This is a genomic window from Pseudomonas sp. S2_F03, assembly GCF_054668335.1.
Genome location: NZ_CP162759.1, coordinates 463,710 through 489,995, shown reverse-complemented (window position 1 = coordinate 489,995; position 26,286 = coordinate 463,710). Strand labels below are relative to the sequence as shown.

The following is a 26,286-nucleotide window of genomic DNA, read 5'->3' as shown; positions in this document are numbered from 1 at the left end:
CCTGCGTCCGGCTGCGAAGCAGTCGTTAATCTTGAGTTTGCGTTCTTCCTGAAACACCGCATCGTCTGATTTCACGACTGCTTCGCAGCCGGACGCAGGCTTCGCCAGCTGCTACGGATCGCGTCATGGCTTAGCTGTTCGGCATTACCCATGCCCACATTGGATTGTGTGGATGCCTTCTACCTTTGAAGAGAATAAAAATAATGACCCAGGTCCGCGATAGTCAGCAACGAAGTCCCCTGATCGAGACACGCTCGATCGATTACATCTCGAGGCCGAGCGTCATCGGCAGCCTCTACAGCCAGTTCACCCTGTGGCTGGGTGCCAACCTGCAAATCACCGCGATTGTCACCGGGGCGCTGGCCGTGGTGTTGGGCGGTGATGTGTTCTGGTCATTGATCGGCTTGCTGATCGGCCAATTGCTCGGCGGTGCCGTCGTCGCCTTGCACGCCGCTCAGGGACCGAAGCTTGGGCTGCCGCAGATGATCTCCAGCCGTGTGCAACTCGGGGTCTACGGCGCGGCGATCCCGATTGTGCTGGTGTGCCTGATGTACCTCGGTTTCAGCGCGACCGGCGCGGTCCTGTCGGGGCAGGCGATTGCCCAGTTGATCAGTGTCAGTGACAGCACCGGCATCCTGATATTTGCTGCTTGCATCGCGTTCCTGACGATCTTCGGCTACCGGGTGATTCACCTGGTCGGACGGGTAGCGAGCGTGCTCGGCATCATCGCCTTCGCTTACCTGTTTACTCGGTTGATGACCCTCAACGACATCGGCCTGCTCCTGGAAAACCGCTACTTCGGTTGGAGCACATTCCTGCTGGCGGTGTCGTTGTCGGCCTCTTGGCAGATCGCCTTCGGCCCGTACGTGGCCGACTACTCGCGCTACTTGCCGAGCAAAACGTCGTCCTGGAAAACCTTCGCCGCCGTCGGCCTGGGAACCGTATTCGGCGCCCAGGCTTCCATGGTGCTCGGCGTGTTCGCCGCCGCGTTGGCCGGCGCCAATTTCCGCGGTCACGAAGTGGCGACCATCGTCGGCCTGGGCAGCACCGGGGTGATGGCATCGTTGCTGTACCTGAGCGTGGTGTTCGGCAAAGTCACCGTGTCCACACTCAACGCCTATGGCAGCTTCATGTGCGTGGCCACCATCATCAGCGGTTTTCGTAGTCGCCTGGAAATCACCGCCCGCCAGCGCATGCTGTTTGTGCTGCTGATCGTCGCGGCGTCCACCACGCTCGCACTGGTCAGCCAGTACTTCGTTCCTGAATTCGTTCAGGTACTTCATCCTGTTCTTGCTGACGTTCTTCACCCCGTGGAGCGCGATCAACCTGGTGGACTACTACTTCATCAATAAAGAGCGCTACGACATCCCGGCGTTGTCCGACCCGGCGGGGCGTTATGGTCGCTGGAACGTGTTGGGGATCAGCGTGTACGTCAGCGGCGTATTGATCCAGCTGCCTTTTGTCGACACGCATTTCTACTCCGGGCCGATGGTCGCGCAACTCGGCGGGGTGGATATTTCCTGGATCGTCGGGTTGGTGGTGCCGGGTGTTCTTTACTATCTGCTGGCCAGGAAGTCAGTGGTGGCGGTGCCGGTTGTACGCAGCACCAAGGCCTGACCGAGGGGCGACAGTGCATTGATCTACGCTGCACTGTCGCCGTTGCCTGAGGGCACTTTGATCTTTGAGGTACAGAGCATTTCCGACCCATTGCGATCACTGGTGTTGCGGCCATTGATCCAGAATTTCGTACCACGAAGCCTTGGACATCACCTGAACGTGTTTTTGTTTGGCCGAGGGCAGTGTTGTATCCAAAGTCCCTAGCGCTATCGAGATCCAGTCAGAGTATTCGCCTTGGCTCGCTGACCAGAACAGCGACGAGCCGCACTGGATGGCAAAATTGCCGAAGTACGGATTCAGAGGACGGGTACGACTTGAGGCTATCGGCGCCTTGAATAAGTTGCAGATCATCGCGCAACACACTGCCATAGCTGGCAAAGGCTGCCCCATGGCTTTTGCGGCATTGGCTGCAATGGCAGTGAGACAGCGCTTTAGGTTGTGACAAGACCCGATACTTGACGGCGCCGCAAAGGCAGCTGCCCTGGAAGGCATCAGTCATTCAGGGGGGATACCTTGTATTGAGAAGGCCGCAAATTTAAACAGCCAGAGTTGTCGTTGTCGACCGACGCTTTCTGGCCGTTTTCTGCCTGTCGTAGAAGGCGATAGTCGGCCCAAAGTAGACACTCAGAAGCATCTCTCGTCTCTGGGCCGCTTTACTTGTCAGTAGGGTTTGTCGCCGATGATGGCCGCGCGCTCCATCTTGCGATGGCAGGGCGGATAGTCCATCACTGCATAGTGCTGGGTGCAACGGTTATCCCATATCGCCACGCTGTTTTGCTTCCAGCGCCAACGGACTTGGTACTCGGGGTTGTAGGCCTGGCTAATCAGGTACTTCAGCAGGTCGACGCCTTTTTGGTTGTAGTCCTGGCCGACACGGACGCGTCCCTGGCTGTGGTAGTTCGGCCAAGTGCGTCGCGTAGGCATTGACGAATAGCACCTTTTCGCCGGTTTCGGGATGGGTACGCACTACCGGATGCTCGGCATCGGGGTATTGTGCCTTCATCGCCAAGCGCTTTTCCTTCGGCATGGCGGCAGCGAAGGAAGCGTTGAAGCTGTGGCTGGCGATCAAGCTGTCGATTTCCTGCTTCACATCGATTGGCAGTTTTTCATAGGCCATCACCATGTTGGCCCACATGGTGTCGCCTCCGGTGGGTGGGCATTCGATACAGCGCAACACAGCGCCCATCGGCGGCGCCTCCCGCCAGGTGGCATCGCAGTGCCACGCATTCTCGTAGCGATCTGCCGGATTCTCCGGGGTCTTGTAGATTTGCACGAGACCGGGGGCCTCCGGGTGGCTGGGGAGCATCGGATGGGTTTCGAGCTGGCCGAGGCGCAGGGCAAATGCTTCGTGATCGCGGCGTGAGAGCTTGTCCAGATCCTGATCGCGCAGGAACAGCACCTTGTATTTCAATAGTGCCGCATACACTTCGTTGAACAAGCCGTCGTCGCGCACTGCGTCGCCCAGATTCACGTTGTGCAGTTCCGCGCCAATGGCACAGGTCAATTGTTCGACTCGCATTGCGTCTCCATTTCGATGGTTCTTGGCCGGGCCGTGGGCAGGCAGGAGAAATCGTGCCTTGATAGACGGCGGCGCTTGTTATTGTTGATCCGGTCTTTGCAGGTGCGGCAAGGCGGGAGATGGGTATCCGGCGCACGTACTGGCCCCTCTCGGTTGAGAAGGGACCGAGGACCCATAGTAGGAAGCGCGAGAGTCACGCCATGGGCATGGCGGGACATTTTCTTCGCTTATTGGGACACAGCAGGCGGGTTAAAGCGGTGGTGTTGCCTTGCTCTCTCGATAGCAGGCAGCCCAATCGGAAGGTGTCTTGCCAAACTGACTGCGAAACCAGCGTGAAAAATCACCGGCAGAGGAAAAACCGAGAAGTTCGGCAACTTCATACAATCGGCGTTTGCTGTTAGCCAGATACTCTTCGGCGAGTTCAGCACGCACAGCATTGATGATCGTTGTGACACTCTCTCCCTCGGTCGCCAGGTGTCGGTTAAGGGTGCGTCGATGCATGCCAAGATGCTGGGCAACCCCGTCGACAGAACACAGTCCGCTTGGCAGCAGCATCTTGACGATCTGGCGTACGCGCTGCGCCGGTTCGTCGCGCAGGTTAGCCAATTGCATGTCCAGCGTTCGCTTCACCTCGCGATGCAACGCGGGGTCAGCCGCGGGAATGGGCATGTCCAGGTCGCGCGCGCGGCAAACAATGGCGTTGAATTCCTGGGAAAACTCGATAGCGGCACCCAGCACTCGTTGGTGCACTTCAAGGCTGGAAGGGCGCTCGTGAGTAAAACTGACCCTGACCGGGCGAAACGTATTGCGCGTCAGTACGCTCAACGTCCGCAGGCCAATGCCTGTCGACTGTTCGATAGCCTGGCGCCAGACACCGTGCCCACCCTGCATATTCACACCCACATGTAGCAGCACCAGGTCGCCTGCGTCTTCAAGTCGCAACTGCACCCCGGCGTTATGCAGACGCATGTACCGCGCACACGATTGCAAGGCGGCACGAAGTGTTGGTTCTTCGCGGATGAGCAACGCCAGCATGCCGAAATTGGACAGGTGTCGCGTTTCCGCGAGCAACAACCCGAAGGCTTCCTGACCGGACAGGCGGGCTGATTCCTCCAGCAGCCAACCCACCGAATCGATGCTGATCATGATATTCGGATCGTCGAGGACACTGGCCGGCAACTTGGCCAAACGCAGCATACGAAAGGGATCGAGCCCCACTGAACGGGCAACCTGCTCATAGTCGGTAAGGCTGGCACTTCGCGTCAGGGTATACATGTGTCCCCGTGTCCCAATTTCACAAGATTGTGTCCTGCGCAGCTTAGTGCAGGACGCCTTGTCACGGCTACCTTCAGGCCAACAACCAAAAAAGGATGGAGGTAGATAAATGAACAAGCGCCCCGCTATGCGCGTCGGTCAGAAGCAAGTGGCAATAGAGCGATCGGACGCCGACGATCCCGATGCATTCAATCACTGCTTTGCCGAACTCAACGGTATTCGCATGCATTACATCGACGAGGGGCAGGGCCCGCTCGTCATTCTGCTGCACGGTTTTCCTTATCTTTGGTACATGTGGCGGCGCCAGATCGGGGCGTTGGTCGAGGCCGGGTATCGAGTCGTGGTCCCCGATCAGCGGGGGTTTGGGCAAACCGATCGACCCGATGCCATCGAAGCCTATGACATGAGTCAGGCAGTCGGCGACATGGTGGGCTTGATGGCGACTCTGGGCGAAACGTCAGCGGTGATCATTGGGCACGACTTGGGTGCCTGGGTGGCCCAGGCGGCGGCCATGCTGCGGCCGGATCTGTTCCGTGGCCTGGTGATGCTCAATACGCCGGTGCCACCGCGTGGCAAGATCAAGCCGACCGTAGCTTTGCAGGCAATGGCCAAGGGCAGGGTGTATCACCACCTGTATTTCCAGCAGCTCGACAAGCCGGATCGCGAATTGGCCTGCGACCCGCGCAAGACCTTGCGTAGTGTTTTCTATTCGATTTCCGGCAGTGCTGTCGGCGCTGAACGCTGGCGTCTGTTCGTCGAACCAGGTGAGCCCATTCTCAACGCCTTCACGGAACCGAAGGGCGAGTTCCCGTCATGGCTGAGCGCGCGGGCGCTTGATTACTACGTCGCCGAATATTCCCGCACCGGGTTTAGCGGTGCCCTGAACTACTACCGCTGTCGCGACCGGAACTGGGAAATCACCGCGTTTCTCGACGGTGCGGTGGTGCGCCAGCCAAGCCTGTTCATCGGTGGTGCTGCCGACCCTTCACTGGAACCGGTCGAAATCCGCGGTCTCTACGACCAGCTCGACACTTATTTACCCAGGCTGCAGAACAAGGTGCTGTTACCCGGCGTGGGTCATAGCGCCGCGGAAGAAAGCCCCGAACAGGTCAATGAACTGCTCCTAACGTATCTCGAACAGTTCTAACGATGAGGGCGAGCGCCTTGGCGCGCCCGCCCGATTCGCGATGTTCGCGGCAATACCTGTTACTCAGTTGAATGCCGTGAGGTCTTTCGGCGCGATGTCATGTTGCTCGCACCAGGCGAGATAACGCTTCAACCCGGACTTCCAGTTTTCGAGCGCGACGATGTTGTCGTTCCCGTCCAGGAACGCCAGATCGCCGGTCACGTGAACCAGCGTGAGCACATACCCATCTGCGCTTCCCGTGCTGACGACTTCAGGCGTGTGAGTCGATGCCGCCGTCTCGTACACGATGCTGCCAGGGCCGGCGATCCAGTCATGCTCCTTGTATTTCCACTGGCCTTCGATCGTGTAAACCATCACCGTCCCGGTGTGGTGATGCTTGGGCAGTTGCATGTCCAGCGGTGCCTTCATCATGACGATCCATTCACCCCGGATCGGGTCAAGTTTGAAGTACTTCAGCAGGACGTTTTCCGCATAGGGCGTAAAGGGTATCCACGGCAGCGATTCGCCATCGATGACTGCGGTGTCGACGTGTTCGTAGAGCATGTCTTTCTCCATTGATGCGGTTCAGGTCGAGTATTCGTCGGCAGCCAGTGCCGCCCGACCATCTCTGATGGTCGGGTGCTCCGGATTTTCTGAAGGGGGTGTCGGGATCAGGTGAGCGGGGTGCCCGCGAGAGTCGCGCGTAGCATCTTTCTTGGCGCATTGCCGTAGTCAGCAACTGCGTAATGCTGGACTTGCAAGTTGTCCCACATGGCAATCGTGTTGGTTCGCCACTTCAGACGTACCTGGTACTCGGGAATCGCGGCCTGCGACGTCAGGTAGTTCATCAGGTGATGAGCCTCGGGCATGAAGTCCTGGCCGTAGCGGATATCCTCGAAGTTGAAGAAATTCGAGAAATGGGTGGTGAACGCGGAGTTGACGAACAGCACCTTTTTCGCCTGTTTCGGGATGAACAAGCACCACAGGATGTTCAGCAGCGGGATTCTTCACGGCCATGGCGTGACGTTGTTCACGTGGCAACTGGGCACCAAAGGAATGCTCGGCACTGTGCTTTGCGTACAGACCTTCGATCCGTTGTTTGACCGCTTCGGGCAGGTTTTCGTAAGCCATGACCATGTTGGAGAACAGGGTGTCGCCGCCGGATTCAGGGCCCTGCTCGCAGCGCAATATCGCTCCGCGAGGCGGCGCTGGCTTGAAGGTGACATCCGTGTGCCAGAGGTTTTCTCGGCTGGCCTTTTCGACAAAGCTCTTGGGCTTGTTCGGGTCAAGGTTGCGATAAAGCATCAGCAGCTTGTCCGCCTCCGGATGGCTCGGCGCCAGGGGATGACCTTCCAGTTCGCCGAATTGCGCTGCGAAGTGCTGTTGCTCCAGGGGAGAAATGTCCTGATCGCGAAAGAACAGCACTTTGTGCTTCAACCACAGCGCCCGGATTTGTGCGATCAGTTCGGGATCCCGGGTAGCGTCGGCCAGGTTGATGTTGCTCAGTTCGGCACCGATGGCGGGGGAGCAAATCTCCACCTTGATCGAATGCTGACGCACTGACGACCGAATAATGGCGGGTGCCGAGTGGGGAAGTGGTGAAGGAGTGTCTTGGGTTGTGGCGACTGTTGTCATTGTTGTCTCCAATCCGGGCTTGTACAGCGGTGCGCAAATGTGTGCATCCGGCATAAGTAACTGGCCCCTGCCAGCGGGGCAGAGGTACCGGTCCTATAGTAGGTAGTGCGGGCGGAATGCCATGGGCTTGGCGGGACAGTTTCTTCGCATGTTGGGACACTGGCAGAGAGGACATCGAACAATAGTGCAATGGAGGGCGCACGGTGTAGTTGCATTCTGCTACGCAGGGTGTCGTTTCTTGACTGATCGATATCAGGCAAGCATGCCGCCATTGGAGATTCGCGCACGATGGCGGCGACAATTATTTTTGTCACTACAATGAAGTGAAATCGAAAGGAGCTCCGCCCGAACGCGTGGTGCTCTGGCCCAGGAAGTTTGCACCCCGCAGGTACTTTTCAGCGAGGAAGGACGTATGCCAACCCCCGTAGAACAGAAGCGGGCGCGGATTCTCGACCCCGTCGACCGCGTCACCGAGGTGATCTTCGGCCTGCTCATGGCGATGACGTTCACGGGGACGATCAGCGTGGCGACCTCGGGCCAGGAGGCCGAACGTACGATGATGTTCGCCGCGCTCGGTTGCAATCTTGCCTGGGGGCTCGCCGACGGGGTGATGTATCTACTCAGGGCATTGGTCGACCGCACGCGCAAAAGCACGTTATTCGAAAAACTCGCCAGGGCGGACGCGGCCACCGGGCAGGCGCTGGTGGCGGGGGCATTACCGTCGCACGTGGCGGCAGCCGCCAAGACAGAGACCCTTGAATTGTTACGCAGCCGCCTGGTCGAGTACCCGGCCACGACAGTGCAGTCGGGCCTCGGCTGGGAAGATTTCAAGGGGGCATTGGGCGTTTTTCTGCTGGTGGTGTTATCGACCTTTCCACTCGTCATACCTTTCCTGTTACTCGAACAGACGGCGCTCGCCGTTCGTTTATCCAATTTGATCGGGCTCGTGGTGCTGTTCATCGCGGGTTGGATATTGGCGCGGTACGCAGGCGCAAAGCCGTGGCAAGGCGGGATTGCGCTGGCGGTCACTGGCGCATTGCTGATCGCTGCGATCATCGCACTCGGCGGATGAAGACGAGAGGCGGGCACGGCCAATCCGCGGCTGCCCACTAAGCCAAATTGTGCTGTACACCAAGGGGTTACAGTTCTATGAGCGATTCGAACTCTTCACCTTCCACCCCGGAACCGGGTCGTATTGCCCGTCGGGAAGCAGGCGCCAATCAGAGCGCCTGGATCCGCTGGCTGCCGGGGCTGAACACGCTGCGCCACTATCAAATAGCCTGGCTGCGAAATGACATCGTCGCCGGGCTCGTGCTGACCACCATGCTGGTGCCGGTGGGTATTGCTTACGCTGTGGCCTCGGGCGTCCCGGGCATCTATGGCCTCTACGCGACGATCATTCCACTGCTCGCCTATGCGTTGTTCGGCCCCAGCCGGATTCTGGTGCTGGGACCGGATTCCTCGCTGGCCGCGGTCATCCTTGCTGTCATCCTGCCGCTGTCGGGCGGCGACCCGTATCGGGCCGTCGCCCTGGCGGGAATGATGGCGATTGTGTCGGGGCTGGTCTGTATCCTGGCGGGCATAGCGCGCCTGGGCTTCATCACGGAGCTGCTCTCCAAACCGATCCGCTACGGGTACATGAACGGTATCGCACTGACCGTATTGATCAGCCAACTGCCGAAAGTCTTCGGTTTCAAGATCGAGTCCGCCGGGCCTCTGAGGAACCTGTGGGCGATCGCCTCCGGGGTGATGGAGGAAAAAGCAACTGGATCACGTTCGCGGTCGGCGTCGCCACGTTGGTGGTGATCCTGTTGCTCAAGGGGCACAAACGCATTCCGGGTATTTTGATCGCCGTGGCCGGCGCAACCATCGTGGTCGGTGTGCTGGAGCTTGGCACGAAATACGGCGTAATCGGTCCTCGGCACGCTTCCACAAGGCATGCCGGCGTTTGCCATTCCCTGGATCACCCAGGCCGATATAGTCCCGATCGTGATCGGTGGCTTTGCCGTGGCGATGGTTTCGTTTGCTGACACTAGCGTGCTGTCGCGCGTCTATGCGGCGCGCTCGCGTACTACGTTGACCCGAACCAGGAGATGGTCGGGCTCGGCGTTGCCAATCTGGCGGCGGGGTTTTTCCAGGGCTTTCCCATCAGCAGCAGTTCGTCACGCACACCCGTAGCCGAGGCCGCCGGCGCTAAAACCCAATTATCCGGGGTCGTCGGAGCGCTGGCTGTGGCCTTGCTGCTGATGGTGGCGCCGAACCTGTTGCAGGACTTGCCCAACAGCGCGCTGGCCGCGGTGGTGATTGCATCGGCCATCGGCTTGATCGAGGTCGCTGACCTGCGCCGTATCTACCGCATTCAGCCCTGGGAGTTCTGGCTGTCCATCGCCTGCACCGTCGGCGTTGCTGTGTTCGGCGCCATTGAGGGTATCGGCCTGGCCATCCTGCTCGCGGTGATTGAATTCCTGTGGGACGCCTGGCGCCCGTACTCAGCCGTGCTGGGGCGTGCCGATGAGGTTCAGGGCTACCATGACATCACGCGCTTTCCCGATGCGCGACTCATCCCCGGCCTGGTCTTGTTCCGCTGGGATGCGCCTTTGTTTTTCGCCAACGCCGAGTTGTTCAATGAACGGGTGCTGGACGCGGTGGCGACGTCGCCGACGCCGGTGCGCTGGATTGTCATTGCGGCAGAACCGATGACCAGTGTGGACGTGACGTCTGCCGATATGTTGGCGGAATTGGACGAAACCTTGCGCAACGCGAGCATCGAGTTGTGTTTTGCCGAGATGAAAGACCCGGTCCAGGACAAACTGAAGCGATTCGGGATTTTCACGCAGTTTGGCGCCACCGCGTTTTTCCCCACGATAGGCACTGCCGTCAACAGCTACCTGGCGACGTATGCGGTGGATTGGGTCGTCCGCGAGGGCGAGGAACACTGAGCGTAACGCTTGATTTTGGCGGCTATCAACGACCGTCTCGCCTTGCGGGACGGTCTAAGTGGTCCTATCGTCGGATTTCAGGTGCTACACCGGTTGGGTGGTTGAGAATGAAGGATGCAAGAAGACTTTCCCCTGGACATCCTCGGCGAGCGGACTGATTGGCGAGCGAGACGACCGAGTGTTTTTGAATTGGAGGAACATCATGATTCGCAAGCACTGCTTGATGGCCCTGGCGACACTGGTCGTCGCCGCTGGTGTGCAGTGGGTGTCGGCGCCCGCGTACGCAACTGAACAGGGAGAGCAACGGCGCGAAGCGCGGGATACCAGGCAGACAGGGCGCTCCGATGCACGGCAAACCAAATATGATTGCCGCAAGGACAATGACAAGAGCAATGCAAACTGTCGCCAGGACAAGCGCAGCAGCAAACAGGACACGCGCCGCACGGCTCGAGACATCAAATATTGATGGCTGAGATAAATCCCGTTTTCATCGGGATTTATCAGGGATGGATTTATCTTTGCACCTGAAACGGCTGCTCTTGGCGGGTTTGGCTTGCCAAAACGGTCAGTTGCAGCGCGTTTATGTGAGTCGCCTTACAACAACGATATCGGGTAGCTGACAAAGAGCCGGTTTTCGTCAAATTCATTGGTGCTGAAACTTTTCCGGATACTGGAATTTCGCCATTTGACGCTCAGGTTTTTCAAGGCTCCAGACTGAATGACATAGGCCAGTTCCGACTCCCGACCCCATTCCTTGCCATCGGTGAAAGCACCCGTGTGCACGTTATCGCCACTCAAATAACGATTCATCATGGTGAGTCCGGGGATGCCGACGGTGGCGAAATTGAAATCGTGACGAACCTGCCAGGAATGCTCTTGGGCGTTATCGTAGCTGGAGTTGTAACTGTCGTTCGCCAGCGTGCCGCCACTGGCACCATTGACTCGCATCCACGCGGTATCTCCGGTCAGTTTTTGCAAGCCTACATAAAACGTACTGCCTCCCAGCTTTGCAGATAACAGGCCAAACATTGTTTTGTTGTCCATGTCCCCGGCCAGGCTGGCCCCGTTTTCCTTGCCGGTGAAAAAGCCCAGATTGGCGCCCAGTGTCCAGTCACCCACAGGTTGGCTGTGATTGAGGCTGAAGTATTGTTGCTGATAGATGTCCTTGAGTTCGTCGTACCAGAGCCCAACCGTAGTGCGCTTGTCGTTGAAGGTGTATTCACCGCCGCCGAAGTTAAAACGGTTGGAAGTGAACGCCGCTTTGCCGTTCATGGACATGTCTTCCATGCTGGCGTCGTTGCGCGGGCTGTTTTGCCTGATTTGACCGCCATACAACGCCAGCCCGCCGATTTCCTGGGAGGTGATCTGAGCGCCACGAAAGGTTTGCGGCAAGGAACGGCCATCATCCGAACGCAGGATGGGCAGCGTACTGACCCATTCGCCGACTTTGACCACCGTTTTTGAGACCTTGGCCTTGGCGGCAACGCCCAGGCGTCCAAAGTTGTCAGCGGGGCGCCCATCATCATGGATAGGCAGAAGCTGCGTGCCGCCCGTGCCTTTGCCCCCGTCGAGCTTTTGCGAATAAAGCCCCAGTACATCGACACCGAACCCTATGGGGCCTTGGGTATAGCCGGAGCGGGCATCGAGGATAAAGTTTTGCGTCCACTCCTCGGCTTTGTTCTGTGGCGCGGCCCTGTTTGGGTAGGCGGGATTGACGAAGTTGCGATTGATGTAGGCGTTGCGCAGATTGAGGGTAGCGGTAGCACCCTCGACAAAACCGCTATTTTCGTCGGCATGAACGACTGCTGCCGAGCCGGCGCTGAGTGCCAGGGTCAGGCTGATCAATGAGTAATGAGCAGGTACGTTGCAGCGAAAAATAGTGTGGCGCATGGTGGTTTTCTCGCAGTGAATTATTATTTTTTTTGGCGGTTTTTGTGGCCCACACCTGAATTTCAGGCGCAGGCGGCCCTGGCAACCATCAGCCGGGAGGCCGCCGTGTAAGCGTCTAGCGATCAGGTGTGTCGGGTCGTGGGCAACTAGCGACGCAGCAGGTCATTAATGGCGCGGAGTGCGAGGGGATAACCGTCCGCACCCATGCCGCAAATCACCGCGTTCACTACGCCAGACATGATTGAGTGGCGATGCAGTTCGTCCCGTGCATGGATGTTCGACAGGTGCAGTTCAATCAGTGGTGCGTCGATCAACTTCAGGGCGTCCAGCACCGGAATCGAGTGAAACGAAAAGCCGGCCGGGTTGATGATCAAGGCCGCGCCTTGCTCGAAGGCCTCCTGAATCCAGTCGACCATTACGCCCTCGTGGTTGGTCTGGCGAAAGTCGCATACCAGGCCAAGTTCCTCGGCCAGCATTTCTGTACGTTGCCGGATTTGATCGAGCGTGGTGTGCCCGTAAATGTGCGGCTCACGACGACCCAGCAAGTTCAAGTTAGGGCCGTTAAGGATGAAGACGGTGCGGTTCATGGTCGTCCTGGTGCGTTATTTGGAAAGAATGACGGCAGAAGTGGTATCGACAGCGTCTGATGCGGCGACGGCATTGAGGTCGACGCCGCGGGTTTCAGGGCCGATGACGATCATTGCCAGCGAGATCAGGTTGATCACGGCGCACAGCGTCACCAATGGCCACGGCGAGTTGTTCGACTGGCTCATCAGCCAGACCGCGATCATCGGCATCGGGCCACCGATCACCAGGTTGGCGCCGGTGTAGGCCAGGGCGGAGCCGGAGTAACGGACCTGGGTCGGGAATGCTTCGGCGAATGCCACCGGCTGGATGCCGCTCTGGAACTGGGTAAAGCCCAAAAACAGACCCATGATCGCCATGATCGCGGTGACGTTTTGCGTGTTGAGGATCGGGAAGTAGACGAACAGGATCAGCAAGGTCATGCACGAGCCCAGGGCCAGCGCCTTTTTACGGCCCCAGCGATCCGACAGATAACCACCGGCTAGCGCACCGAAAATCGCGCAGACGTTGGCGACCATGAGGGACATGAAGCCCATCGATTGGCTCATGCCCAGATGCTTGGTCAGGTAGCTCAGGGAAAAAATCACGATCAAATAGAACAGCGCAGCGGGCGAGCAGAAAAACAGCATCAAGCGCAGGATGGTTTTGTAGTGGCTGCCCAGTGCGGATTTGAGCGGGCTTTTTTCTTTCTTCGCTGGCGTCTTTTTCAGAGCCACGAACGCCGGGGTTTCATCGACCTTCAACCGGATGAAAATCGCGACCACCACCAGTACGAAACTCAGCAAGAAGGGGATTCGCCAGCCAAAACTTTCAAACTGCTCACTTGAAAGCGTCGCTGCCAGGCCCATCAACACGCCGTTGGCCAATATCTGGCTGAGCGGTGAACACAACCCGAGCATGCCGGAATAACGCCCTCGGCGTTCGGGGGATGCGTGCTCCAGGGCCATCAGTTGCGCCCCGGTGGACTCACCGCCCAACGCGAAGCCTTGAATGATCCGCAGCAGCACCAGCAGGATCGGCGCCCAGATACCCACCTGGCCATAAGTAGGCAACAGGCCCATCAATACCGACGCCAACCCCATCATGGTCACTGTAGCCAGCATCAGGTTGCGTCGACCGAGTTTGTCACCCAGGTAACCGCAGGTGATGGCACCCAGTGGCCGCGCTGCCAGGCCAACGCCGAACGTCGCCAGCGAAGCCAGCAGCCCCGCGGTCGGCTCCATGGCCGGGAAGAACAACTTGGGCAAAATGGTCGCCGACACCGCGCCATACAGCGTGAAGTCAAACCATTCCAGGGCGGTGCCAATGGTCGCGGCGGTCACTGCTTTGCGAGGCATGCGCAAATCATGAGTCTCGTTACTGGTCGTGCTCATAGAGGTGCTCGTCATTGTTTTTATGGTTATGGATTACCCACACGATCCTGCTCGGGCAAAGGCTTTGGCAGGACGCGTCGAAGTGAGTAGACGTTAGCGCATCCTGCTTGCAGAATAATTATCGAAATCCAGATAAATTAATAAGCCAGCCTTATGGATAAGCCTTATGGAACTGCGTCACCTGAAAGCCTTTGTCGTGGCGGCCGACCTGCAACACTTCAGCCGGGCTGCCGAGCAGTTGGGCATTGCCCAACCGGCACTCAGCCAATTGATGCGCACGCTTGAGTCCGAACTGGGCCTGGCACTGTTTCGCCGGGAAAATCGCGGTGTGACGTTGACGGCTGCTGGCGAGGCGTTTCTGCCTCACGCGCGCCAATCCATCGATTCCAGTGAACTGGCGGCGGCAGCGGCGCGACGTGCCCGGCGTGGAGAAGTGGGCGAGATCAACATCGGTTACCACTCGGCGTTGTTCGAGGCCAATTTGCCGCAACTGCTGCGCCATTACTTCAGCTCGTTTCCCGAGGTCAAAGTGTCGCTGGTGGATGCGGGTATTCGTATGCAGTTCGACATGTTGCTCGATCATAAACTCGACCTGGCCTTTGCCAGGGTGTTCAAGGATCACCTGCCCGACCGGTTGCGCACCCACCATTTCAGCCAGTCCAGGCTCGTTCTGTTGATCCCGGACAACCATGAACTGGCGGAAAATTTTACCGGTGAACTCGCGACATTGCGGCACGAGAAGTTCGTATTTCTTCAGGACGTTGCCGGCATTGGCCTGACGTCTCACACACTCCAGGCCTGCCGGCAAAATCAACTGCATCCCAAAAACATCATGTACGTACCGTCGCTGATGAGTATTCCTGGATTGGTCGCAGCTGGCATCGGCCTGAGCATCGTGCCGGAAACCATGACCCGGTTAACCATGCCTGGTATACGGATAGTGCCGCTGGATCAGCCGGAAATGGTCAGTGAACTGTCGCTGATTTCCCGAATTGACGAGCGTTCCAGTGCGGTGCTGCATTTTATCGAGGAGGCTCATGGGTGGGGGTAACCTTGCCCTAAGGGCCTTTCGACTTTCATTCGTTTTCGATAGTAAAGTGTCGGCCAATGCCTTGGCTGATCCGGGATGACCGATGTCTCAACGCCGCTCAACGTTGATTGCCCTGTTGGTAGCGGTCACGTTCTTTATGGAGAATCTCGACGCCACCGTGATCGCGACCGCGCTGCCTGACATGGCCAGGACGTTTGGTGTGCCGGCGGTGGATGTGAACATTGGCATGAGCGTCTATATGCTCGCGGTTGCGGTGTTCATCCCCATCAGCGGCTGGCTGGCTGATCGCTTCGGTTCACGCTTTATATTCAGTTCGGCGATCGTGCTGTTTTGTCTGTCTTCATTGCTGTGTGGGTTGAGTGACAGCCTGCCAACCTTTGTCGCCGCGCGCGTGCTGCAGGGAATCAGCGGAGCGATGATGGTACCGGTCGGGCGCCTGGCAGTGCTTCGTACGACCGAGAAGAAAGACCTCGTGCGGGCTATCTCTGTGATTACCTGGCCCGGTCTGGTGGCTCCGGTTCTCGGTCCCCCGTTAGGTGGTTTCATCGTCACCCACGCTTCCTGGCCGTGGATTTTCTACCTCAATCTTCCGCTGGGCGTGTTGGCCATGATTGCCGCGCTCGTCTTGATTCCCAAGCGAGACCCTGTCATTGCCCGGACATTCGATTTCAGTGGTTTTCTGCTCGTTGCTGGCGCCAGCGCCGCGCTGCTGTTTGGCGTCGAGCTGCTGGGGCAAAGCCGTGCCAATGTGTGGCCGGCACTGTCACTCGGTTGCGCAGGCGTGATGCTCGGTGTTTTAGCCTGGCGACATCTGCGTCGGCAGGACCAACCGTTACTGGCGCTGGATGTCTTGGGAGTCCGCACCTTCAGTGTCTGTCTATGTGGCGGGTCGATTTTTCGGATCGCCATCAGCACCTTGCCGTTTCTCCTGCCGCTGATGTTTCAACTGGCCTTCGGTCTTTCTGCGTTGGATGCGGGGTTACTGGTGTTGGCTGTCTTTGCGGGCAATCTGGCCATGAAGCCGTTCACCACGAGGGTGATGCAACGCTTCGGATTTCGCCCGGTGCTGATGATCAACGGCATCCTCGGCGTAATGGCCATTGCGGCCTGTGCGTTGCTGGATGAGCGCATGAGTTGGGCGTTGGTCTTGTTCATTCTGTTTGTCGGTGGCTTGTCACGGTCCATGCAATTCACCGCGTTCAACACGTTGGGTTTTGCCGATGTCCCAAAGGAGCAGATGAGCGATGCGTCGACCCTGTTCAGTATGTTTTTCCAACTGAGCATGGCGATGGGGGTTGCCACGGGCGCGTTGCTGCTACGGCTCGCGATGAGCATTCATGGCAATAACGGCCACGCAGAGACGGTCGACTTTCAGCTGACGTTCCTGTGTGTGGCGGTGATTGCAGCGATTGCTTTGCTGGACAACCGGCGATTGCCACCGAAGGCGGGTGAGTCGGTGTTGCAGCGAGCATGAACAGGGGAAAATGCCCACGGTGTTGAGCGTTTGCATCTCAACACCGTGCCTGCATCGTTAGAAGTCGAAGAACACCGTTTCCGATTCGCCTTGCACATGAATGTCGAAGCGGTAGGCCAACTTGCCATCAACGGTACAGCGCCTGGCAATCAGGGATTCGCGCCGATGGGGTTGTTCGATCAGATTCAATACGGGGTCCACGGCATTCGCCTCGGGTTCATCGTCGAAGTACAGGCGGGTCTGCAAGTGGATGTTGATACCCCGGGCAAACAGCGCCACGTTGATATGCGCGGCCATGGCAACGCCTGAGGCATTTTTCAGCGTGCCCGGCTTGATGGTTTTGATCGTCCATTCACCGATATCTGTCGTGGCGGTGCGGCCAAAACAGTTGAAGGGTTTTTCCAGGTCGTAAGCCGTGTCGAAGTCGCCTTCGTGATTCGCCTGCCAGAACTCCAGAAACGCGTCACGAATCAGGTGGCCGTTGCCGTCATACACCTGGCCCATCAATAAAACGTGCTCACCTGGCGCGTCAGGTTTAGCCATGTGGTTCCAGATTTCCTGTTCGCGCGGCGCGTTACCGGCAGCCTCCAGCGCCAAGCCGATATGGACATAAGGGCCGGCCGTTTGCGACGGGGTTTCAGGCAGAAGTTGAACGGGCATGTGCAGGCCTCCTCAGCGGTTTTCGAAGTGGGTCTTGCGCTGGCCGCGCAGGACGATATCAAAACGATAAGCCAGGCAATCCATTGGATTGGCCATGCTCATATCCAGCTTGGCGATCAAACTCTGCACCGCTTCCTGATTCGAAATCGACTTGACGATGGGGCACATCGGGATGAGCGGATCACCTTCGAAATACAGCTGAGTAATCAAACGCGTGGCAATTGACGGGCCACTGATGGAGACGTGGATATGGGCCGGTCGCCAATCGTTGGGGCCGTTGCGCCATGGGTAGGGGCCGGGTTTGACGGTGCGGAAACTGTAGTTGCCATCGCGGTCCGTCAACGCTCGGCCAACCCCGCCGAAATTCGGGTCAAGGGGGGCCAGGTAACTGTCTTTTTTATGCCGATAACGGCCGCCGGCATTGGCCTGCCACATCTCCACCAACGTGTGAGGGATTGGCTTGCCGTACTGATCACACACTCGACCTGCGACGATGATTCGCTCTCCGATCGGCAGGCCACCATGATTGAAGTTCAACAGCAGATCGTTATCGTGCTGACCCAGCTTCAGATGGGAAAAATCCGGGCCGCTGGTTTCGGATAATGACTGGGGGATGCTCACCAGTGCCTGACGGGGAGATCGCAGGATGGATGTCTTGTAGTCCGGTGTCAGGGCTTTGGGATGCCAATTACGGTCACGGATGACGAAGCGGCTGTCATGCGCATCAGACATGTCGTTTTTCCTATTGTTATGGTTGGAGGCAGAGACTGCGTTGGCAGCGACTCGACACCCAGTTTCCGCTGATGCGGCCCAACCCAAAATTGAAAAAAACGACCTTATCCATGTCCAAATGGTTATGGATATTCTCCGTCACGATATTCCTGGCCAACCTCGCGCAAGGCCTCCACGCACCATTGCGCCGCGGGTGTCACCGGCAACGCAGGGTTTGTGCATAGCCCCACGGAACCGCCTGGCTCACGCATCCCCAGATCCAGCTCCGCCAACTCTCCTTGCCGCAAATCCTGCCTGACCGCATCAAGTGGTGCGACCCAGATGGCCTGACTGCATTGTACGTAGCGCCGGCTCAGGGCTATCGACAAGGTTTCCAGGCGTTGGCGTGAAGGCGTTATCCCGTGTTGCACAAACAGACTGTCGGCGAACTGGCGGATGGTGGTCCCCGCCGACGGCAATACCAGCGGATAGCGTTCGAGGTTTTGATGCCCTGCTGGATCGGCGAGCACCGGATGGCCAGTGCGAACCACCAGGGTCATGGACTCGCTGTAGAGATGTTCGAACGCCAGCCCGGAAATAAAGGGGCTATCGGTCATTCTGCCCACCACCAGATCCAGTTCACCGACACGCAGTCGGGACAGCAAATAGGCACTTGGCCCGGTCACGACACTGACCACCAATGCGGGGTGGCGGTCGTGTAAACGGCAGACAACTTCAGGCACCAACTGACTTTCGACAGTGGACAGTACGCCGAGCTGCACGGTAATGGGCTCATGTACACCGGAGCGCAAACTGTTAACCCCTTCGCGCAGCGATTGCACACTCGGTCCTGCGTATCGCAAAAAGCCACGCCGGATTCGGTCAGCGTCGAGCCTTTTTTACCCCGTTCAAACAGTGTGGCTTCCAGCAGGGTTTCCAGTTCCTTTAGCGTCTTGGACAGTGCCGGTTGGCTGATTGCCAACTTGACGCAAGCACGTGCGAGGCTGCCCTGGCGCGCCACCTCGAGAAAACACACCAGATGACGGAATTTGATGCGGGTATCGATGTTCAATCGGGGTGCTCTGCCTTCTTGGTATGGCACCCATTAGTGCTGGATGCGAAGCGTTAGAGCAGCTATACGGAGCTGCGCTGTTTTAATGTCGCTATTCGAGCCCGTGTTTGTCCAGTTGCTGAAGCCACGTATTCACCACCCTGCGATCCAGCTCCTCCCAATCCGCCATGCCCAACACCCGCATGGTGTTCAACCCGCGTAAATAACCGCGCAACTGATGGGCGGTGTCTCGGACAAGCTCCGGGTCGGACGCGTTTTCGCCCAACAGAACGCTTTCGTACTGGATCAGGTAGTCGGCCACCCGGTCACGGAAGTCGGGCAAAACGGCATCGCGAATCAGGTCAAAAGTTCTCAAGGAGAGATCCTCATCAATCTTTTCCAGTTGTGATTGAGTGCGCATTCGTCTGCCCGGCGCACAACTATTGTTAGAAGTAATAGTGACCATTACGAAACGCAAGTTCTGATTTGTCGGAAATAGTCGGAAAATCGCGTCCATCGAACACGCCGCTCAAGAAATTCAGGCGATGAGACATTGACCCGATGGCAATGGCGGCGCCCTTGAGGCTGTTCCGTTGCTGGATGAACTGAACCTTTTATTTTCAGGATGAGCCCGATGCGCCGTTTATTCGTACCCGTCATGGCGTTTGCCTCTTTGTTGCTCGCCGGTTGTGCGTCGGCGCCGAACGATCCGACGCTGACCTTGCAGACCAGCAAGACCCCAGCTCAATACGCTGACTGCGTCGTGCCGAAATTGCAGGGCAATGCGTTGACCCCGACTGTCTCGCAGACCCAGCGCAGCTACCGGATCGTGGTGCCGAGCAAAATCTCGACGGATAACGTACTGGAAGCCTACAAGGCCGGGAACGGCGGCAAGGTGTTCATCTACGAGCGGCATCTGCTGGCTTCGAACTTGCTGCCTTCGAGTTTTCAACGCGCTGCACAGGATTGCATCTGACCCTGACTCGTAAACGCTTTTCACCGTGCTCCTTTGGTTGGCCGCAACCAACCAATTCTTTGCCCCGCACCGCATTCGGTAGCGGGGCTTTTTTTTGTCTGAGAATGCTCATGGTGAGTTCAAACCAGTCAATTGTCTGTTGGGCCGAACTCAATGCTGAAGATTTTTGATGAACCGCTTAAAGGCTGTTTTGATCGTGACGGGGCGGGAAAGCTATGGATTAGATCAACGACCGCCAAGAACGTGCCTACTTCGCCACCGCATTGAGGAGCACGCCGTACGACTGGAGGAATTCCACCGTGCCGTGGAAGATAAGGCCCACGCCCATGGCCGAGACAAAAAAACCGACGATGCGGGTCGCGGCGTCGATGCCTTGCGGGCCGATCTTTTTCAATATGCCCTTGGCGTAGACCAGTGACAGGTAGGTGGTGAACATCGTGGCGCAGATGGCCAGGGCCACGACAGCGAACGACATCACCGCGCGATTGGAGTCCTTGATGGTGCTGGTCAAGCCAATAACGGTAGCGATGGCGCCGGGGCCAAACATGATCGGCATGGCCATCGGGATGAAGGCAATGTCCTGGTCACCCTTGACGCTGCTGGGAATCAGGCTGCTGTTGGGCGAGGGGGCGAAAAGCTCGAAGCCGATTTTCATCAGGATCAACCCGCCGACCACCCGAATCATGCTCAGGGGCACCTCGAACAGACGCAGCAGCAGGTTGCCGAAAATCAGAAAAAAGAACATCAACAACAGTGCATAGAGGCACGCTTTGCGCGCTACTCGGCGCAACTCGGCGGCGTCCTTGTCATGTAGCAACCCCAAGAACACAGGAATGGCCTCCAATGGATTGATGATCGCCAAGAGGGTGGTAAACATTCCGAAGAACAGCGTGAGGTACGAGTTCATGAGGGCTGCCTGAGAAGGGGCTTGCGATTCACCCTAGCTGATCGGGAGGCAACTCACCTCGAACGGTGCCGAAAAAAAGCCGGACTTGCGGACGGGAGGTCTTCCGAGAGGCGCGCAACGTCGAATGGAGGCGGGGTAGGGCGCAAAAGCAGACTTCAAAATGAATGCGGTACGAATTTTTAACGAAGTACCAACAACTGGAGTGATCTATTGAAGGGGAGGTTGAACCTGACTTCCCCGCCTGCCGATACCCAGTGAGTGACCGATTGAAACGCACGACTTCATCCTCTATTGCAAAACGTTCGGTGTTCAGGAAAGTAGTGATTTGCTCTGGCGTCACCATTGTTCTTCTGCTGATCGCCGGGGGGGATTGGCTGTATACGCCCCCATCGCCTTATGTTCCGTTGAGTGCGCTGGACCCTGCGTCGGTATCGATGATCGCCGTGGGCGATCAAGGCAGCGGTAACCTGCAGCAGTGGCGGGTGGGGCGGGCCATGGAGCGAGTCGCCGCCAATGAGGGGCGACTGAACATGGTGGTGTTTCTGGGTGACAACTTCTACGGCAAGCCGTTAGCCAGCACTCACGACCTCAACTGGCAGACCCGATTCGAGCGTGTCTATTGGGGCCATTGGCTCAGTCATGTGCCGTTCTATGCGGTGCTGGGCAATCACGATTACCCGGCGTCGCAGCAGTATGAGATCGAATACGGACAGCAGCACAAGGGATCGGGCCGCTGGCAGATGCCGGCGAACTTTTACGTCAAGGATTTCGGTGACGTCGACGGGCGCCCCTTGGTGCGAATGGTGTTCCTCGACACGTCGGCACCGCGTGAAAGTTTGCAGCAGCAAATCGACATGATCGATCAGGCATTCCAGGCACCTGGTCCGGGTCCGGTGTGGCGGATCGCTGCGTCCCACCACCCGGTGCGCAATCAGGGGCAACATGGCGAGGAGTCGGATCTGGTTGCCAGGCTTCTGCCGGCCTTGCAACGCAACAATGTCGATCTGCTTTTGTCAGGCCATGATCACAATCAGCAATTACTGCTGCGCGCCGGGGAGCCCGCGTGGGTCATCTCCGGTGCGGGAGGGCAGAGACTTTATGCCCTGAATACACCTGCGCCGGACAGTGCGTTCGCCGCATCACGGGCCGGGTTTGCCAAACTCGACCTGAATGCCCGTCAACTGCGTTTGGCTTATTACAATGATCGCGGTGATCTGGAAACCGATTATCGCTGGGCCAGAGACTGCCCATGGATGGCCAAGGGCTGTTTACTGCCCGGGGCGTCGCAAGGGAGCATCGCGCAGTCGTCACAATGACGGAAAACCGGGGCGCCAGTCATTTACGAGGCGCCAGCGCAGTGGTATCGGTCACGAATCTGCCCCCTCCAACTGACTCACCAGCCACTCACTGAAACTCTTCGCATTGCTCTCGCTGTCACGGTGGGTCAACAACGCCCAGTTCGGGCCGCGAATGGTTTGTTCCACCAAGGGTTGCAACAACCCGTCGGCGCACGCCTGCCGGCTCAGTAACTGGCTGACCAGGGCGATGCCAAGCCCCGCGCAGGCAGCGTCCAGCAGCAGGCCGGGGTCGGAGAAATTCAGCCCCTGATCTTGCTGGCCGACATCGATCCCGGCTTCCACCGCCCAATGGCTCCAGTCCATTTCCCGCTCGCCATGCAGGGTGCTGCGCTGTTCGTTCGCCAGCGCCAATTGGCTCGGGTGGCACGCCGGGAAGAGGCGGTCGGCGTGCAGCACTTTGAAGCTGCATTCGGCCTGGGAGCTGATGTCGTCGCGCACCGCGATGTCGATGGTCTGGGTGGTCATGTCCGGGACTTCATCGGTGCTGTAAATCCACAGGTCCACCTCCGGATGCTGACGGCGGAAGTCCCCCAAGCGTGGCAACAGCCAATGACGCGCGAACGCCGGCGTGGTGTTGAGTACCAGTTGATTGGGCTTCTGGTATTGCCCGAGACGCCGAATGCCGACGGCCAATTGTTGCAGCAGTGCCTGGGTGGTGCTGAGCAGATCGTGGCCGGCATCGGTCAGGCTGACACTGCGACCGCTGCGAAAGAACAGGGGTTGTTCCAGGTACGCCTCAAGGCTGCGGATCTGCTGACTGATGGCCGACTGAGTGAGGTGCAACTCGTCGGCCGCCTTGTGAAAACTGCCCAAACGGGCGGCGGCTTCAAAGCCGCGAAGGGTGCCGAGCGGGGGCCAGTGCTTGAGCATCGATAAGGTTTCCTAATCAGTTTTCCACTAAATCCATCGTTTGTTCGCCCATTTTTACAGCCGTAGCATGCATGCCAAGACCGCCAAGGCAGTTTTCGTTGAACACAATGGCTTAACTTAAAGGTGCTTGTCATGCAGCAGAACGAAATTCGAAACAGTGGCTGGTGGATGCCGGCTGAGTGGGCTCGACACGCCGCGACCTGGATGGTCTGGCCGCACAACCAGGCACTTTGGGAATCGGGTTGGGGCGTGACGCTGGCACTGGTGCAAGAAGACTTCGCCCGTGTAGCCAATGCCATTGCCCGTTTCGAGCCGGTGAAAATGGTCGTCGATCCATCCGCCATTACCAGTGCCAAAGCCTTGTGCGGGCCCAGCATCGAACTGATCGCCCTGGCGGTAAACGACAGTTGGTGCCGCGACTCCGGCCCGAGTTTCGTCTGCCATCCGCAACAAGGTCTGGCCGGTGTGAGCTGGCGCTTCAACGCGTGGGGCGGCAAGTCGGTGCATGATCTGGACGAAAGCCTGGCGCGCCGCGCGCTCAATCATCTGGGCTTGCCGTGCTTTGGCACACCGCTGAGCAACGAAGGCGGGGCCATCCATGTGGACGGCGAGGGCACGCTGATCACCACTGAGTCGGTGCTGCTCAACCCTAACCGCAACCCGATTATGAGCAAGGCTGACATGGAGGAGATCTTCACGCGTTTGCTGGGCGTGAAGAAGACCATCTGGCTGCCGGGCGATCCGGACTATGTGACCGGTGACATGACTGATGGCCATGTCGATGGCGTCTGTGCATTTGCCCGCCCTGGTGTGTTGCTGGTCGACGCCACCCGCGATCAAGGCTCGGTGTATGCCGAAGTGGTCCGCGAAAACCGTCGTGCGCTGGAGCTGGCAACCGATGCCCAAGGGCGCAAGTTCGAGCTGATCGAATTGTATGAAGCCACCGATGCCGTCGACACCGACGCTGAAGTGTTCTGCGCTTCCTACACCAATTTCTACATCGCCAACGGCGCGATCATCATGCCGGCCTACGGCATCGATGCCGACCACGTCGCGGCCGACGTATTGCGCCAGGCGTTCCCCGGGCGGGAAGTGGTGCCGGTGCGGATCAATCATCTGGCCCATGGCGGCGGTGGGGTGCATTGCATCACCCAGCAGCAACCGGCATGGCCAGTGGAGGGTTGATCTGATGACACTTTTGACGATTGCCACCACCCAGATGCCTTGCACCTGGAACCTGCAACACAACCTCGATCAGGCCGAGCAGTTAGTGCGCGACGCGGCGGCCAAGGGCGCCCAGGTCATCCTGCTGCAGGAGCTGTTTGCCACGCCGTATTTTTGCATCGAACAAAGCCACAAACACTTGGCGCTGGCCGAAGAATATCGCGACAGTCCTGTGCTCAAGCGTTTCGCCGCGCTGGCCAAGGAGTTGGGTGTGGTGTTGCCGCTGAGCTGGTTCGAGAAGGCCGGCAACGCGTACTTCAATTCGTTGAGCGTGGCCGATGCCGACGGGCGCTTGCTGGGCGTGTATCGCAAGACCCACATTCCCAATGCCATCGGTTATCAGGAGAAGGAATATTTCAGTCCCGGCGATACCGGTTTCCGTGTCTGGGACACCGCGTTCGGCCGCCTCGGCGTGGGCATCTGCTGGGATCAGTGGTTTCCCGAGACCGCGCGTTGCCTGGCGTTGATGGGCGCTGAAGTCCTGCTGTTTCCCACCGCCATCGGCTCTGAGCCTGGCTGCACGACCCTGGATTCCCGGGACCATTGGCAAATGACCATGCGCGGTCATGCGGCGGCCAACATCCTGCCAGTGGTGGCTGCCAACCGCGTCGGCCGCGAAGTGGCGACCACCGATCCCGAGCTGCAAATGAGCTTCTACGGTTCGTCCTTTATCTGTAACCACAAGGGCAAGATGCTCGCCGAAGCCGACCGCGACAGCACGGGCGTGTTGGTGCACAACCTGGACCTGGCCGCGATGCGCGAAGAACGCTTGAGCTGGGGCATTTACCGCGACCGCCGCCCGGACATGTACGGGGCGCTGCTGAGTCAGGACGGTCGTCACCTCAATGCACGCTGGAATACTCAAGGGGTTTGACATGCAAATCGCCAACAAACGCGTGCTCGGCGCCCTGGGCCTGGCCCTGTGCTGCGCGATTCCGTCGCTGCACGCCGAAGAGAAAACCCTGCGGCTGTACAACTGGGCCGATTACTTTGCCGAGGACACGCTCAGCCGATTCACCGCCGAAACCGGGATCAAAGTGATCTACGACGTCATGGACGGCAGTGAAACGCTGGAAGCCAAGATGCTCGCCGGCGGTAGTGGTTACGACTTGATCTTCCCCGGCGACACCGTCGCCGAACGCTTGATGCGCGCCGGAAGCCTGCAACCGCTGGATCAGTCAAAAGTCATCGCGCTGGATGACGTCGAACCTGGTTTGCAGAAGCTGCGTTCGCACTATGAGCATTCGAGCAAGGCCACCGTTCCCTACACCTGGGGCACCATCGGCCTGACCTACAACGCCGAGCAGATCAAGCAGCGCATGCCGGATGCACCGGTCAACAGCCTGGACATGCTGTTCAAACCGGAGCTGGCCGCACGGTTCGCCGATTGCGGTATCTCGATGATCGATTCGCCGGACGAAGTGCTGGCGGTGGTGCTCAATTACCTGGGCAAGGATCCCCGTAGCGCCAAGCCTCAGGACCTTGCTGCGGCCAGTGACTTGCTGATGAAACTGCGACCGCACATTCGCAAGTTCCAGTCGCAACCGGTGACTGATCTGGTCAATGGCAACCTGTGTCTGTCGCTTGGCTACAGCGGCGACATGACACAGGCGCAACGAACCTCGGACAGCGCCGGCAAGAACACCACCTTCCAGTATCGCGTTCCCCGTGAAGGCACCACGGTGTGGATGGACACCATGGCGATACCGGTCGACGCCAAACACCCGGAGTACGCCTACGCGTTCATCAACTTTGTCATGCGCCCGGAGAACATGGCCGCCATCAGCAACTTCACCGGCTACCCTACGTCCAACGCGAAGGCGCGTCCGAGCGTCGATGCGGCCATGCGTAATAACCCGGACATTTACCTCGATGAAGCCACGTATGAACGGCTGATTCCGGGCAAGGACATCCCCCAATCCGATATGCGCGCGCGCATGCGCACCTGGACCAAGTTCAAGACCGCCACTGCCCAGTGACATTCGCCGGCACCCGGTGCCGGCCTTCAATCTTTCAGCAATAACGAACAGCTATTCAAGGATTCA

20 protein-coding genes and 6 pseudogenes are annotated in these 26,286 nt (G+C 58.4%); 12 read left to right on the top strand and 14 right to left on the bottom strand.

The window, feature by feature from the left end:
• The first annotated feature begins 203 nt into the window (after positions 1–203).
• Positions 204–1,617 (top strand): annotated as a pseudogene (locus AB4N76_RS02345) (purine-cytosine permease family protein).
• Positions 1,618–1,713: 96 nt separating this feature from the next.
• Here AB4N76_RS02345 and AB4N76_RS02340 read toward each other — a convergent pair.
• The 3 genes and pseudogenes from AB4N76_RS02340 to AB4N76_RS02330 form a co-directional block, all read right to left on the bottom strand.
• Positions 1,714–2,116: pseudogene (locus AB4N76_RS02340) on the bottom strand (GFA family protein).
• A 161-nt stretch (positions 2,117–2,277) separates the two neighbouring features.
• Positions 2,278–3,136 (bottom strand): annotated as a pseudogene (locus AB4N76_RS02335) (TauD/TfdA dioxygenase family protein).
• Positions 3,137–3,385: 249 nt separating this feature from the next.
• Positions 3,386–4,411: an AraC family transcriptional regulator gene (locus AB4N76_RS02330; protein WP_460164070.1), complete on the bottom strand. Its 1,026-nt coding sequence runs from the start codon at positions 4,409–4,411 to the stop codon at positions 3,386–3,388.
• Positions 4,412–4,520: 109 nt separating this feature from the next.
• Here AB4N76_RS02330 and AB4N76_RS02325 point away from each other — a divergent pair, with 109 nt between their 5' ends.
• Entirely contained in the window at positions 4,521–5,558 is a 1,038-nt protein-coding gene (locus AB4N76_RS02325) for an alpha/beta fold hydrolase (RefSeq protein WP_460164069.1), read from the top strand.
• A gap of 63 nt (positions 5,559–5,621) precedes the next feature.
• Here AB4N76_RS02325 and AB4N76_RS02320 read toward each other — a convergent pair whose 3' ends face one another.
• Together AB4N76_RS02320 and AB4N76_RS02315 are read right to left on the bottom strand one after the other, a co-directional pair.
• Positions 5,622–6,101 carry a 2,4'-dihydroxyacetophenone dioxygenase family protein gene (locus tag AB4N76_RS02320; RefSeq protein WP_046030525.1) on the bottom strand — a complete coding sequence of 160 codons (480 nt, stop codon included), beginning with the start codon at positions 6,099–6,101 and terminating at the stop codon, positions 5,622–5,624.
• Positions 6,102–6,208: 107 nt separating this feature from the next.
• Positions 6,209–7,082: pseudogene (locus AB4N76_RS02315) on the bottom strand (TauD/TfdA dioxygenase family protein).
• Between the two features lie 502 nt (positions 7,083–7,584).
• Here AB4N76_RS02315 and AB4N76_RS02310 point away from each other — a divergent pair.
• The 3 genes and pseudogenes from AB4N76_RS02310 to AB4N76_RS02300 all read left to right on the top strand — a co-directional run bounded on the left by AB4N76_RS02310 (position 7,585) and on the right by AB4N76_RS02300 (position 10,577).
• The gene (locus tag AB4N76_RS02310; RefSeq protein ID WP_460164068.1) at positions 7,585–8,244 is read left to right on the top strand and encodes a hypothetical protein; all 660 of its coding nucleotides are present in this window, start codon (positions 7,585–7,587) and stop codon (positions 8,242–8,244) included.
• 77 nt (positions 8,245–8,321) lie between these two features.
• A pseudogene (locus tag AB4N76_RS02305) lies at positions 8,322–10,111 on the top strand (SulP family inorganic anion transporter).
• 202 nt (positions 10,112–10,313) lie between these two features.
• Complete coding sequence (locus tag AB4N76_RS02300) at positions 10,314–10,577, top strand: hypothetical protein (protein WP_052961888.1); 264 nt, start codon at positions 10,314–10,316, stop codon at positions 10,575–10,577.
• A gap of 128 nt (positions 10,578–10,705) precedes the next feature.
• Here the strand turns inward: AB4N76_RS02300 and AB4N76_RS02295 are convergent, their stop codons facing one another.
• From AB4N76_RS02295 to AB4N76_RS02285, 3 genes are all read right to left on the bottom strand, one after another.
• A complete protein-coding gene (locus AB4N76_RS02295; protein WP_185752268.1) occupies positions 10,706–12,001 on the bottom strand; it encodes an OprD family porin in 1,296 nt (431 codons plus the stop codon).
• Positions 12,002–12,147: 146 nt separating this feature from the next.
• Entirely contained in the window at positions 12,148–12,588 is a 441-nt protein-coding gene (locus AB4N76_RS02290; RefSeq protein ID WP_046030519.1) for a type II 3-dehydroquinate dehydratase, read from the bottom strand.
• Positions 12,589–12,603: 15 nt separating this feature from the next.
• Positions 12,604–13,959: an MFS transporter gene (locus AB4N76_RS02285; protein ID WP_460164067.1), complete on the bottom strand. Its 1,356-nt coding sequence runs from the start codon at positions 13,957–13,959 to the stop codon at positions 12,604–12,606.
• 166 nt (positions 13,960–14,125) lie between these two features.
• Here AB4N76_RS02285 and AB4N76_RS02280 point away from each other — a divergent pair, with 166 nt between their 5' ends.
• On the top strand, positions 14,126–15,010 hold the full coding sequence (locus AB4N76_RS02280) for a LysR family transcriptional regulator (protein ID WP_046030516.1): 885 nt from the start codon (positions 14,126–14,128) through the stop codon (positions 15,008–15,010).
• A gap of 82 nt (positions 15,011–15,092) precedes the next feature.
• A complete protein-coding gene (locus AB4N76_RS02275) occupies positions 15,093–16,484 on the top strand; it encodes an MFS transporter (RefSeq protein ID WP_460164066.1) in 1,392 nt (463 codons plus the stop codon).
• A 57-nt stretch (positions 16,485–16,541) separates the two neighbouring features.
• Here the strand turns inward: AB4N76_RS02275 and pcaG are convergent, their stop codons facing one another.
• The 4 genes and pseudogenes from pcaG to AB4N76_RS02255 form a co-directional block, all read right to left on the bottom strand.
• Positions 16,542–17,144, bottom strand: a complete 603-nt coding sequence (gene pcaG / locus AB4N76_RS02270; protein ID WP_460164065.1) for a protocatechuate 3,4-dioxygenase subunit alpha — start codon at positions 17,142–17,144, stop codon at positions 16,542–16,544.
• A gap of 12 nt (positions 17,145–17,156) precedes the next feature.
• Positions 17,157–17,876, bottom strand: a complete 720-nt coding sequence (gene pcaH, locus AB4N76_RS02265) for a protocatechuate 3,4-dioxygenase subunit beta (RefSeq protein WP_046030504.1) — start codon at positions 17,874–17,876, stop codon at positions 17,157–17,159.
• A 122-nt stretch (positions 17,877–17,998) separates the two neighbouring features.
• A pseudogene (gene pcaQ / locus AB4N76_RS02260) lies at positions 17,999–18,927 on the bottom strand (pca operon transcription factor PcaQ).
• A 91-nt stretch (positions 18,928–19,018) separates the two neighbouring features.
• On the bottom strand, positions 19,019–19,282 hold the full coding sequence (locus tag AB4N76_RS02255; RefSeq protein WP_046030602.1) for a hypothetical protein: 264 nt from the start codon (positions 19,280–19,282) through the stop codon (positions 19,019–19,021).
• Between the two features lie 258 nt (positions 19,283–19,540).
• Between AB4N76_RS02255 and AB4N76_RS02250 the strand changes: the two genes are divergently transcribed.
• A complete protein-coding gene (locus tag AB4N76_RS02250) occupies positions 19,541–19,882 on the top strand; it encodes a YajG family lipoprotein (protein WP_046030500.1) in 342 nt (113 codons plus the stop codon).
• A 247-nt stretch (positions 19,883–20,129) separates the two neighbouring features.
• Here the strand turns inward: AB4N76_RS02250 and AB4N76_RS02245 are convergent, their stop codons facing one another.
• Positions 20,130–20,789, bottom strand: coding sequence for a MarC family protein (locus AB4N76_RS02245; RefSeq protein ID WP_046030499.1), 660 nt, complete (start codon positions 20,787–20,789; stop codon positions 20,130–20,132).
• A gap of 320 nt (positions 20,790–21,109) precedes the next feature.
• On the opposite strand from AB4N76_RS02245, the gene AB4N76_RS02240 reads away from it, so the two are divergent.
• Complete coding sequence (locus AB4N76_RS02240) at positions 21,110–22,105, top strand: metallophosphoesterase (protein WP_460164064.1); 996 nt, start codon at positions 21,110–21,112, stop codon at positions 22,103–22,105.
• Between the two features lie 51 nt (positions 22,106–22,156).
• Here AB4N76_RS02240 and AB4N76_RS02235 read toward each other — a convergent pair whose 3' ends face one another.
• Positions 22,157–23,017, bottom strand: a complete 861-nt coding sequence (locus tag AB4N76_RS02235) for a LysR substrate-binding domain-containing protein (RefSeq protein WP_460164063.1) — start codon at positions 23,015–23,017, stop codon at positions 22,157–22,159.
• Between the two features lie 132 nt (positions 23,018–23,149).
• Here AB4N76_RS02235 and AB4N76_RS02230 point away from each other — a divergent pair, with 132 nt between their 5' ends.
• From AB4N76_RS02230 to AB4N76_RS02220, 3 genes are read left to right on the top strand one after another with little or no spacing between them, the layout of a single operon-like run.
• Complete coding sequence (locus tag AB4N76_RS02230) at positions 23,150–24,202, top strand: agmatine deiminase family protein (protein WP_077431914.1); 1,053 nt, start codon at positions 23,150–23,152, stop codon at positions 24,200–24,202.
• A 4-nt stretch (positions 24,203–24,206) separates the two neighbouring features.
• The gene (gene aguB / locus AB4N76_RS02225) at positions 24,207–25,115 is read left to right on the top strand and encodes an N-carbamoylputrescine amidase (protein ID WP_046030489.1); all 909 of its coding nucleotides are present in this window, start codon (positions 24,207–24,209) and stop codon (positions 25,113–25,115) included.
• Position 25,116: 1 nt separating this feature from the next.
• Complete coding sequence (locus AB4N76_RS02220) at positions 25,117–26,220, top strand: extracellular solute-binding protein (RefSeq protein ID WP_046030486.1); 1,104 nt, start codon at positions 25,117–25,119, stop codon at positions 26,218–26,220.
• The last annotated feature ends 66 nt before the right edge of the window (positions 26,221–26,286 follow it).